The following is a 12,233-nucleotide window of genomic DNA, read 5'->3' as shown; positions in this document are numbered from 1 at the left end:
CGCCGACGAAACCAGTAGCGTCAACGTCAACGGCACCGACGAATTCGGTAGAGCCGACGAAACCAGTAGCGTCAACGCCAACGGCACCGACAAAACCGGTAGAACCGGATTCTAAAATCAGCAGTAAATGTAGTTTAAAAAATGCAACAAGTGATGATTTAACGTTTATTCAACAATGTTTACAGACTAAACCCGATATAGATGCAATTATTGAGATAATTACTGAAGCTAAAAATGCAGGAAAATGTAATATCGCGCAGCGTTTATATGCAAATAAGGCGCAAAAAAATACTAAAATTGCTCTGCTGTATGCAAAAGAGTATGACGAAAAATTTTATAAAGCGAATAAATGCTTCAAAGCCGATAAAGAAGCAGCCATTTATTGGTATGAAACATCTTTAATTAATGATCCAAATAGCGAGTTTGTTAAAGATCGTTTATCTCAATTGCAGAAATAGTAAGGAGCAAAAATGAATAAAATAGATATTTCCAAACTCTTTTTTACAATAGGTTTAACGTGTTTTCCTCTATTGGGATTTGCAGCAGAGCCACTTAAACAGGCTGGTAAAACAACCTTGTATCAGCGTGTGTTAAGTACGCCAAGCTGCCAATTAAAGAGTAATTTCACCGATTCTAAAGGTAAATCTGTTCCGGCTTTTTCGCGTTACTATGTTTATGAGCGTAAATATGAAAATAATCAGAAATGGCTAAAAGTAGGTCCGGATTCATTCGGTAAAACAATCGGTTGGATTAATGATTCATGTGCTATCGATTGGAATATGCAAATGACTTTAGTATTTACTAATCCGGTTGATCGTGAACCTTTATTATTTTTTAAAGATAAAGCAGATCTAACTAAAATTGTCGATGCTGAAAATCCCGAAACGCTATTAAAACCTATTCGTGATGCACTCAAAAGTAATAAATCAGTATCACAAGTGCTTGCACAAGAGCCTAAAGAGTATGTCGATTTCAAAAGTAACTTCTATTTATTACCGATTTTACAAGGTGAGGAAGTTATGAATGGGCAAGGGTTTTATGAACGAGTATTAGAAGTTGCTTCACTGAGCAAACAAGATGAGCTAGTTAAAAAAAGATCATCAAATTCTCAATCTAATGATAATGCTAGCAATCAAACCCCTTTTAATGCGGCAATTGTATTTGTGATAGATTCAACGATTTCAATGGATCCCTATATTTCTCGCACTAGAGAAGCGGTTAAGCGAGTTTATAAGAAAATTGAAAAAGAACATTTACAAGATCAAGTTAAATTCGGTCTGGTTTCTTTTAGATCGAGTTTAAAAACTTCCAAAAAACTTGAATTTGTTTCTAAAATTTTTGTCGATCCTAATCAAGTTAAGAGTAAAGATAGCTTTCTAAAAGCAAGCGCCTCACTTAAACAAGCTAAAGTTTCAACGGCTTATTTTGCCGAAGATGCATTTGCAGGTATAAATCAAGCTTTAAATGAGATTAATTGGGATAACTTTAGCGCCCGTTATATAATTTTAATTACTGATGCTAGCGCTATTCCAGGCGACGATAAACTATCAAGTACGAAAATGGATGCAGCTCAATTGCGACTTGAAGCGCAACATAAAGGTGTTGCTATCTATGCTTTACATCTCAAAACAGCAAATGGTATAAAAGATCATCCTATTGCTAAAGCGCAATACTCTGATTTAACTTTTAACGATTTCATCCATAAATCACTCTATTATCCGGTTAATGCTGGTAATGTACAACAATTTGGGCAGAAGGTTGATTTATTAGCCGAAGCATTATCCACACAAGTGAAACTTGCTTATAAAGGTGAGGTTTCCGTTGGAAGCGCATTGAATTCAAAAGATGAAAATGCTGATATGATCAAAGATGCTTTATTATTAAGTAAAGCCATGCAGCTTGCATATCTTGGGGATACTAAAGGCGCTAAAGCCCCAACAGTTTTCAAGGCTTGGATTGCTGATAAAGACTTTGTTAAACCAACCATTCCGACAGCAGAGCCACGCATTTTGTTAACCAAATCGCAACTAAGTGATTTAAGTGATGTTGTTAGCAAGATTGCTAATGCCGCCAATGATGGTTTGATTTCTGCCGATGATATGTTTTCCCAACTTCGTTCTGTTGCAGCGGCTATGGGGCAAGATCCAAGTAAGTTAAAATCTGATTCTGTGACTAAAATTGCTGATTTAGGTTTATTAGGTGAATATTTGGATAATATTCCTTATAAAAGTGACGTAACAGGACTTGATCAAGATGCTTGGAAAAGTATGAGTGGGCTTGAACAAGAAAAATTTATCCGGAATTTAAACAGTAAGATTCGTTATTATCAAAAATGTAATGCCGATGTCGATCGCTGGATCTCATTATCCGAAGGAAGTGATCCGCGTGAAAATGTTTATCCTATTCCATTAGAAATGTTACCGTAAAAATGTTAGTCATTAATCAATTGTCCATTTCAAGAACAACCGGCAAATCCTTTTTTAGTGTTTGCCTGCCACAACTGAGAGTTAACGCGGGTCAAGTTGTGGTTATTCAAGGTGATAGTGGTGCTGGAAAAAGCACCTTACTTGAAATGGTGGGTATGATTCTAAAACCTGCCGAAGTGGGTTGCTACAACCTGCTAGTAGGGGATAACGATATTGATATTGCTAAATTAATTAAGCATGATAAATGGGAGCAATTAGCCGATATACGAGCTCACTATTTAGGTTTTATGTTGCAAACAGGTGGATTGCTGCCATTTTTGACCGTTCGTGACAATATATTAATGTCCTTTAAGTTATTACAAAAAAGCGTTGATAACCAACGCTTTGATTACTTAGTGCAGAAGCTTAATATTGCACATTTAATCAATAAGTATCCTAATCAGCTCTCTATTGGTGAAAGACAACGTGCTTCTTTTATTCGTTCTATTATTCATAAACCGGCGTTATTACTGGCAGATGAACCAACGTCAGCGTTAGATCCTTATAATGCTAATTTGCTTTTTGAATTAATTATTGAACAGGCTTTGCAAGATAATATTGCAGCAATGATTGTTACGCATGATTGGAAACGAATAGCAAATAAAGGGCTTTATACTTTATCAGCTAAGTTAACTTCCCCGCAATCATCCGTTTTTCTGCCATTACAGGATAGGGCGTAAAAATGATTAAAACGTTTTCAAAATGGCTTTTTATCGCTCGTTTATCCTTGGCAGACTTATGGTACGACAAAAAAGTTTCATTTTGTATTATTGCGTCGGTAATATCGGTCATCACACCGTTACTATTACTATTTAGTTTAAAATATGGCATTGTTTCACAACTTAGACAACAATTACTTAATGATCCGCAAAATTTAGAAGTAAAAATTGTGGGTAATTTACAACTCGATAATGAAATGTTTCAATGGATAGAGCAACAACCAGAGACCGCTTTTGTGATTCCATTGACACGTTCATTAAATACACAAGCAGACTTAATGAAAGATGCCAGTCATTTTGTTAATAATGCCGAAGTTATTCCCACTGCGAAGGGCGATCCAATAACCGAAAATTTACCGTTACTCAATCACAAAAATCAAATTTTATTGAGTTCATTATCTGCCGAAAAAATGCAGGTAGACGTTGGGAATCGTGTGAAAATGGTAATTACCCGACAGCTAGACGGGAAGCTGGAGAAAGGCATTGCAGAATTAGAAGTTATTGGTATTATTCCCGAAATTAATTATAGCCGAGCAGCCGCATTTGTTACATTAGATTTACTAATAGAAATGGAAAACTATTATGATGGTTATGTCAGTAATGTTTTTATAACATCTAAAGGAAATATTAACCCTCCCTCTCATACTTCCTTTGCTCGAGCCCGAATATATGCTAAAGCACTTGAGAATGTTGCACCATTAGCATTTAAATTACGAGAAAAGAATATTGATACTCGCACCCAAGCTAAAGCAATTGAAAATATGCAAGCGATTGATCGCGTACTTAATTTTATTTTTAGTGTGATTGCAATGACAGCCGTATTTGGATGTGTTTTATCATTTACCGGCTCGTTTTTATCCAATATTGAACGGAAGCGTAAAGATATTGCTTTTATGCGATTACTTGGTTTTCGCTCCCGAGATATTATGCTTTATCTACTCAATCAAGCTATGATGCTTAGTTGTTTAGCTTTTATTCTGTCCTGCATACTTTTTATGGCAGGAAATTATGCGTTCAATTTAGTTTTAGGTGAAAATTTGGTTTCACAATCTGTTGTGAGTCAATTACAATTTTACCATTTTATTTTTGCATTTTTATTGACTTTACTCATTTCAAGTACCGTTGTGGTTATAGGAGGGCGTCGTGCTGTTAAAATTCAACCAGCAGAAAGCTTACGTGAAGCCTAACAGTCTCAGATTTGCTAGTTGGGGTTTGGCTGCAATAAGCTTATTTCCGTCCTTCGGTTATGCTCAAGCTTGGGATGAAAAATTCTATAATCCTAAACCAGCAAAAGATGATGTTATTTTACCAATGCCTTGTGACGGTAGTTTGGTAATGAAAAAGGTATTTACACCAACAAACAAGCCGTTAGATGATGTCAAAATTATTTTGGGCAGTAATCAAAAAGAGCTTGGTTTTGCTGAGTATGCAACACCAAACTATATTGCAGGCAGTTTTTCAGATTCTGGTAAAGAGCGTTATTATTTAATAGGTAAGTATGAGATTACCGCATTACAATATCAATCGGTAATGAATGATACCTGCCCAAAACCTAAGATCAATCTTTCTTTTCCTATTACAGATATTAGCTGGTTTGATGCAGTCGCTTTTACCGATAAATATAATCGCTGGTTGATTGAAAACGCTGCTAAGTTGAATGAAAAGGGTTTACCTAACGGCTATGTCCGTTTACCTAGTAACACCGAGTGGGAATATGCAGCACGGGGAGGAGCGAAAGTGACGGAATCAGAATTTCGTGAATCACGATTCCCGATGACCAGTAATGTTGAAAGTTATGCCTGGTTTTCCGGATCTAAGTCAGCCAATGGAAAATTACAGCTTATAGGTCGGCTTGAGCCTAACCCTTTAGATCTTTATGATATCTTAGGTAATGTACACGAAATGATGTTTGATTCATTTAAAATGAATAAATTGGATCGTTATCATGGTCAGCAAGGTGGCATCATTGTTCGTGGTGGTAGCTATTTGACACCGGAATCATCAATTACCAGTTATTTTCGTATTGAGAAACCTTTTTATGATGATAAAACTGCCTATAAAAGTAAGGATGTTGGGATCCGTTTAGTCTATACCACAAATGTGATGAGTTCGAATGAAAAAATCAAAGAGCTTGAAAAAGAATGGAACGAGCTAGGTAACGAAACAAATAATAACCAAAATGGCAATGTAGTTAATGAGCTTGAAAAAATCACTAAACAAGTTGAGGATGAGAAAACTAAACAAGAATTAAATCAACTCAATATACTTTTAAGGAGTGCTAATCAAGCCCGTGATGAGCAACGTGATCGCTCTATTCAATCTGCTTTGCAACTCGGAGCCTTTTTATGTGCCAATGTATCTGATTTACATAGTAAGTACGAATATAATAATAATCTCTATGAAACAATGGTCAATGAAGTTTGTGATGCAAACGAGACTAATACTTTGAATGACGATAATATGTGTTCAAAAGTGAAGTTGGAAAATTTAAAACAGGTTGTTGATGAGTCCAAAAGTGCTCGGGATTTTATCTTGAAATACTATTCCGACACCATTGTTAACACAGCCTCGAACTACGAGAAAAAAACAATCAACGATCAATCCAAATCGACTCAATTTATTCTTGAGAATAGTGGAAAAGCAAATATGAGCGACTACTTGGCGCTCTATTTCAAACACATCAACGAATATATTGAATCAGGAAAAGTTGAGCGAACAGCTTGGCTACAAACTTGTAATGAAATAAAAGGAAACAAACGATGAATAAAATTTTAGTAGTCCTTAGTTTATGTGTATCTCTTGTTTTAGCTGGATGTCAAGGTGTTGGTGGTGTAAATACTCGAAATGTTGATCCCGCATTGACTAAAAGTCATACAGCTAAATTTTTTAGTAAATCTGCATGGCAAGCTTGTGCAGTCGGTGCAGGTATAGGTGGTGTTGGTTGTTTGTTACTAGGTGGTAGAGCTGGTACTTGTGTCGCTTCTGCGGCTGTAAGTTGTGGTTTAGCGATGGGCGTAAATTATTATCTTGACTCTAAACGCGCAGACTATGCTAATACTGAAGCGCGTCTTGATATCTATATTCAAGATATTCAGAAAGATACTTACGAGGTGCAAGCTGTGACACAAGTAGCTAAAGCAGTATTAGACAAGAATTTGATGACACTTAACGCATTAAGAAATCAAATTAAAAACGATACGGTAAATAAAAAACAGGCTGAAAATGATTTGACCCAAATTGATGCCAATATTACTTATCTAAACGATAAGTTACAACGTATGAAAAAAATCGAAAGAGATTGGGTGACAGTATCTTCTGAAGAAAAACAAGCTGGTGTCAATGTCTCTCAACTAGATAAACAAATCAATCAATTAAATAAACAAATTGCAGTACTTGAAAATCAAATAAATATTGTGTCTAAACAGCGTTCAGCAGTTAAGGTAAGTTAATTATGAAAAAAAGATATCTGTTATTACTTTGTCCGTTTATATTTTTAACTGGTTGTTCAACTACAGTTGAACAATGTGATCCAACTAATGAAGACATTAGTTTTTTCCATAAAATGGGTTGTCATAATTCGGGCAATTATCAAGCTCGAGTTGATCGAAAAGTGCAAATTCTAGAGAATGAAAAAAGAGCTAATCGTCAGTTTAGACAGATTTATGCCATTATTGAGAAACAGAAAAATGATACTTCATTAACGATAAAACAAAGACGGTCACTACAGCAAAAATTGGAAACTGAGGTATCTCAGTTAACTGATGAAGTGAAACAAAAGGCAAAAGGTCGTGATGATTTGCAAGCTCAAGTTAACGATATTGAACAGCAACTCATTAAAAAAGTGAATAGTTCATATGGCTCAGAACTTGAAAAGCAAATTGAGTTGGAAAAATTACATAAAAAACTTCAACAATTACAAAAAGCATTAAATATATAATGATTTAGTTTGATAAATTAGTGAAGTAAAAACGGGAAGTTAACTATGATCAATGATTGAATAATAAGAAATAAAGATCATCATAATGGGAAACAAAGTGTTTTTATTCGATTAATATTTTCTTGTTACTATTATTCAAACCATATTTAACTGAATGAGCTTTTCCTATCTTAAACATGGCAATATATTGGTTATTATCAATATATTGCCATGGTATTATCCTAAAAGCGCCAAAATCAGCCTTGCCACGTTGTAAACTAGTTGGCATATTTGCCAGTAGAAACTTTCAATATATAAGAAAATTATAGGTATCTAGGATTATTGTCGAATTTTGGGCAATAAAATTATCTGAGATTTTAATAATAAAAAAACCAGACATTAAGTCTGGTTTTTTGTTGTTAAATGCTGTATTGAAATGCTTTTAGAAGTCTAAATTAGCCGCTTTTAATGCATTTTCTTCAATAAACATTCGACGAGGTTCAACTTCATCACCCATTAAGGTGGTAAACAACTGATCCGCTTCTATCGCATCTTTTATGGTGACTTGCAACATGCGACGGCTGGTCGGATCCATTGTCGTTTCCCATAATTGTTCCGGATTCATTTCACCCAGACCTTTATAACGTTGGATAGTTAATCCTCGACGCGATTCTTTGATTAGCCAATCTACAGCTTCTTCAAAAGAGCTAACAGGTTGTTTGCGTTCGCCTCTTTGAATAAATGCACTATCTTCAAGTAAATCTTTTAGTTGCTTACCTAAATGGCAGATATTACGATATTCATTACTATGAATGAAGACTTGATCGAGCGCATAGTTAGTATCAACACCGTGTGTTCTGACTTTAATGATTGGCACATATAGTTGTGTTTTATCATTGTACTGCACTGAGTACGAATAACTACTACCGTGTTGCTCTTTATTTGTTAACTTTTCAACAATGGTTGTTACCCAATGTTCAGCTTTTTGCTGATCCTGCAAAATGTTTTCGTCTAATACATCTTGATACACCAATTCAGCAAGTAATGCTTTAGGATAACGACGTTCCATTTTGGTGATTAATTTTTCAACTTTTTGATATTCAGCAATCAGTCTTTCTAATGCTTCTCCTGCCAGTGCAGGCGCATGATCATTAACATGCAATGATGCATCTTCAAGCGCCAAAGCAATTTGGAATTGGGTCATGGCATCATCATCTTTAATATATTGTTCTTGCTTACCTTTTTTCACTTTATATAGTGGTGGTTGAGCAATATATACATACCCACGTTCGATAATTTCTGGCATTTGACGATAGAAGAATGTTAACAGTAGTGTTCGGATATGTGATCCGTCAACGTCGGCATCAGTCATGATGATGATACTGTGATAACGCATTTTATCCGGATTATATTCATCACGACCAATTCCACAGCCTAATGCCGTGATTAAGGTTGCCACTTCCTGAGAAGAGAGCATCTTATCAAAACGGGCTTTTTCTACATTTAGGATTTTTCCTTTTAACGGTAAAATCGCTTGGTTTTTGCGGTTACGCCCCTGTTTTGCCGAGCCGCCCGCAGAGTCCCCTTCCACCAGATACAGTTCAGATAAAGCAGGGTCTTTTTCTTGGCAATCAGCAAGTTTACCCGGTAAACCACCTAAATCTAATGCACCTTTACGGCGTGTCATTTCACGTGCTTTTCGTGCCGCTTCACGTGCTCTTGCTGCGTCGATGATCTTACCAACAACAATTTTAGCATCGGTTGGGTTTTCCAGCAGATACTCAGACAGTTTTTCACCCATAACAGATTCAACCGCTGATTTAACTTCAGATGAAACGAGTTTATCTTTGGTTTGTGATGAAAACTTAGGATCAGGTACTTTTACCGATACTACCGCAATCAAACCTTCACGAGCATCGTCACCGGTTGCACTGATTTTAGCTTTTTTACTATACCCTTCACTTTCCATATAGTTATTTAAGGTACGTGTCATTGCACCACGAAAACCAGCTAAATGCGTACCGCCATCTCGTTGTGGAATATTATTGGTAAAGCAGTAGATATTTTCTTGATAACCATCATTCCACTGCAAGGCAATTTCAACGCCAATCCCGTCTTTTTCAGTACTAAAATAGAAAATTTTGGGATGAATCGGATTTTTATTCTTATTCAAGTATTCAACAAAAGCTTGAATACCACCTTCATAGTGGTAATGTTCGCTTTTACCTGTGCGTTCATCAATCAGTTTAATTGAAACACCGGAATTTAAGAATGAAAGTTCACGCAGCCGTTTCGCTAAATGCTCATAGACAAATTCAATATTGGTAAATGTCTGTGGACTTGGCCAGAAACGAACGTATGTACCCGATTCAGTTGTCTCACCTATGACTTTAAGGGGTTCTTGCGGAACACCTAAATGATAGGTTTGTTTATGAATTTTTCCTTCACGGTAAATCACGAGTTCTAATTTATCTGATAGTGCATTTACCACTGAAACACCAACGCCATGCAAGCCACCAGATACTTTATAGGAATTATCATCAAATTTACCGCCTGCATGTAACACGGTCATAATCACTTCGGCAGCAGAAATTCCTTCTTCTTCATGTATTCCGGTAGGAATACCACGCCCATCATCACGTACCGACACAGAGTTATCGGGATGAATGATTACTTCGATATGGTTACAATATCCTGCTAATGCTTCGTCAATGGCGTTATCAACTACTTCAAAAACCATATGATGAAGGCCTGTTCCATCATCGGTGTCTCCAATATACATACCAGGACGTTTTCGGACTGCATCAAGTCCTTTAAGCACTTTAATGCTAGATGAATCATAAGAGTTAGACATGGATTTCTCGACCTATTTAATTTCTTTTATCATTTCGTATATTTATGAAATTATACCAGATTTTATGTGAAAAATCTTATCATTTTCATCAATCATGTGGCTAATTTGCTCTTCACTGACAGCCGTGATAAAAACTTGTGAATGGGCTGATTTTAAACGTTTTGCCAATAAGTTACGTTTATTTTTATCCAGTTCGGAAGCAAAGTCATCAATCAGGTAAATACATGATTGGTTTGTTTGTTTAGTGTAATACTCACCTTGTGACAAACGTAAGGCACACATTAACAATTTTAATTGGCCTCGTGATAGAAGATCTTCAACCGGTATATTATCAACACGTAATTTGATATCGGCTTTATGTGGACCTAGCGAGGTATAATTAAGCAATTTATCTCGTTCAAATTGTCTTTGTAATATCTCTGCATAATCTACACCATACTCCCAACCTTGATAGTATGAACAGTTAAGTTCATACTCAGGTAGAAAGTCTTTCGTTGTTTTTATAATTTCAGGAAAAATATTTTCAGCATAGTCAGCTCGAATTTCACTTATTTTTTCAGCGATGGGGACTAATTGTTTATCCCAAGGTAACAGTTGATTATAGTTTTGGGATTGTTTTAATAATGCATTACGTTGTTTAAACAGACGTTTCAAATTATTCCAAAGCTGGACAAACTCCGGATAATGATGAAAACACCCCCAATCAAGAAATGAACGTCGATATTTAGGGCCGCCTGTTAACAAATCAAAACCTTCCGGCGTAATGAGCTGAATGGGTAATAATTTTGCTAAATCAGTTAACCGAAAGCCTTCATCGCCATCGATTTTTATCTTGTTTTCATTGTTACGAGCTTTTGCCAATCCTATTGTACGACATTGCTGATTTAATGATTCTAATTGGCTATATAACACCAGCTCTGGTTGTTCGTGTTGTATAATTCGATTTGATTGTATATGCCTAAATGCACGTCCATGACCTAACATGTAAATCGCTTCAAGTAGGCTAGTTTTACCACTACCATTATCACCAACCACATAGTTAAAATGGCGAGATAAAGATAATTGAGCGTGGCTAATGTTACGGAAATGGTGAATATTAATTTGTGCAAGAGTCATAGGGTTAAAATACAATCTCCGGCCGAAGCCGGAAGTTGAATAGGCGTATGTTATAAGCGCATTGGCATCACAACATAAGTTGCAGATTGATTATTAATATCTTCAATTTGCACGCTTGATGTTGCATCGGTGAATAGCAGTTGTACGCTATCACATTTCAAAGTATTTAATATATCTAATAAATAGGTCACATTGAAGCCAATTTCAAGCTCTGAGGACTCATATTTTACATCAATGACTTCTTCAGCTTCCTCTTGCTCCGGATTATTAGCAGTAATTTTTATTTGATTATTGTGTACATATAATCGGATCCCACGGAATTTCTCGTTGGATAAAATTGCTACACGAGACAATGCATTTCTCAGCTCATCACAGGATACTTCTAGTGGCTTATCAGGGTTACGTGGCAATACACGTTTATAATCAGGAAATCTACCGTCAATCAGCTTAGAGGTAAAAGTAAAATCACCAAGATTGACACGCAGATTATTGTTACCAATTTGCATATTAATCGGATCGTCGCTATCACTTACCAATTTCGCCAGTTCAATAACCCCTTTTCGAGGTAATATCACCGAGCAAGTTTCAGTAATATTTTGCCCAACAGGTTGTGCACAAACTGCTAATCGGTGACCATCGGTGGCAACAGATTTTAATAACCCGTCTTCAATTTCAAATAGCATTCCATTTAAATAATATCGCACATCTTGATTTGCCATTGAAAATTGAACAGCATCGATAAGACGTTTTATCGTTTTTTGTGGAACAGAAATATCAACATCACTTTGCCAATTTTCTAAATTTGGAAAATCACTCGCCGGCAAAGTTGCTAAAGAAAATTTACTCCGACCAGACTGGATTATTAATCGATTATCATCAACGCTGATCGAAATCTGAGCATCATTGGGAAGATTACGACAGATATCGAGAAACTTTCTTGCTGGCACTGTTGTTGCACCCGGTTCACATGCTTGTGTTAACGGTAAATGCGCTATCATCTCTATTTCAAGGTCAGTACCTGTCATTGATAATGTATTGTCACTGACTTGTAGTAATAAATTGCCCAAAATGGGTAATGTTGGTCGACTGCTTAGTGGTGCACTAACAAGTTGCAATGGCTTAATCAGTTTTTCTCGTTCTATAATAAATTTCATAGTGTTTAT

The 12,233-nt window shown here is 36.0% G+C and carries 10 protein-coding genes and 1 pseudogene; 7 read left to right on the top strand and 4 right to left on the bottom strand.

Translation table 11 applies throughout. From position 1 onward, the window contains the following. From J3U42_RS07895 to J3U42_RS07865, 7 genes and pseudogenes are all read left to right on the top strand, one after another. Positions 1–458: pseudogene (locus J3U42_RS07895) on the top strand (hypothetical protein); the annotation flags it as partial. Between the two features lie 12 nt (positions 459–470). Next, entirely contained in the window at positions 471–2,426 is a 1,956-nt protein-coding gene (locus J3U42_RS07890; protein WP_267336158.1) for a vWA domain-containing protein, read from the top strand. Positions 2,427–2,428: 2 nt separating this feature from the next. Further along, a complete protein-coding gene (locus tag J3U42_RS07885; RefSeq protein ID WP_267329465.1) occupies positions 2,429–3,145 on the top strand; it encodes an ABC transporter ATP-binding protein in 717 nt (238 codons plus the stop codon). Between the two features lie 2 nt (positions 3,146–3,147). Next, on the top strand, positions 3,148–4,371 hold the full coding sequence (locus tag J3U42_RS07880) for an ABC transporter permease (RefSeq protein ID WP_267336157.1): 1,224 nt from the start codon (positions 3,148–3,150) through the stop codon (positions 4,369–4,371). After that, positions 4,328–5,947 (top strand): SUMF1/EgtB/PvdO family nonheme iron enzyme, encoded by a 1,620-nt coding sequence (locus J3U42_RS07875; protein WP_267336156.1) that lies wholly within the window; start codon positions 4,328–4,330, stop codon positions 5,945–5,947. The genes J3U42_RS07880 and J3U42_RS07875 overlap by 44 nt, the downstream gene beginning before the upstream one ends. Then, positions 5,944–6,633 carry a hypothetical protein gene (locus tag J3U42_RS07870; RefSeq protein WP_220218702.1) on the top strand — a complete coding sequence of 230 codons (690 nt, stop codon included), beginning with the start codon at positions 5,944–5,946 and terminating at the stop codon, positions 6,631–6,633. The genes J3U42_RS07875 and J3U42_RS07870 overlap by 4 nt, the downstream gene beginning before the upstream one ends. Before the next feature lie 2 nt (positions 6,634–6,635). Then, positions 6,636–7,121 carry a hypothetical protein gene (locus J3U42_RS07865; RefSeq protein ID WP_220218703.1) on the top strand — a complete coding sequence of 162 codons (486 nt, stop codon included), beginning with the start codon at positions 6,636–6,638 and terminating at the stop codon, positions 7,119–7,121. 103 nt (positions 7,122–7,224) lie between these two features. Here the strand turns inward: J3U42_RS07865 and J3U42_RS07860 are convergent, their stop codons facing one another. The 4 genes from J3U42_RS07860 to dnaN all read right to left on the bottom strand — a co-directional run bounded on the left by J3U42_RS07860 (position 7,225) and on the right by dnaN (position 12,224). Next, on the bottom strand, positions 7,225–7,389 hold the full coding sequence (locus tag J3U42_RS07860) for a hypothetical protein (RefSeq protein WP_220218704.1): 165 nt from the start codon (positions 7,387–7,389) through the stop codon (positions 7,225–7,227). A gap of 153 nt (positions 7,390–7,542) precedes the next feature. Then, positions 7,543–9,954, bottom strand: coding sequence for a DNA topoisomerase (ATP-hydrolyzing) subunit B (gyrB, locus tag J3U42_RS07855; protein WP_220218705.1), 2,412 nt, complete (start codon positions 9,952–9,954; stop codon positions 7,543–7,545). Positions 9,955–9,996: 42 nt separating this feature from the next. Then, positions 9,997–11,070 carry a DNA replication/repair protein RecF gene (recF, locus tag J3U42_RS07850; protein ID WP_220218706.1) on the bottom strand — a complete coding sequence of 358 codons (1,074 nt, stop codon included), beginning with the start codon at positions 11,068–11,070 and terminating at the stop codon, positions 9,997–9,999. A 50-nt stretch (positions 11,071–11,120) separates the two neighbouring features. Then, a complete protein-coding gene (gene dnaN, locus J3U42_RS07845; protein ID WP_220218707.1) occupies positions 11,121–12,224 on the bottom strand; it encodes a DNA polymerase III subunit beta in 1,104 nt (367 codons plus the stop codon). Positions 12,225–12,233 lie beyond the last annotated feature (9 nt).

It is taken from the genome of Gilliamella sp. B2923 (assembly GCF_026536565.1).
Classification (GTDB): domain Bacteria; phylum Pseudomonadota; class Gammaproteobacteria; order Enterobacterales; family Orbaceae; genus Gilliamella.
This window is presented reverse-complemented; position numbering and strand designations above follow the sequence as displayed.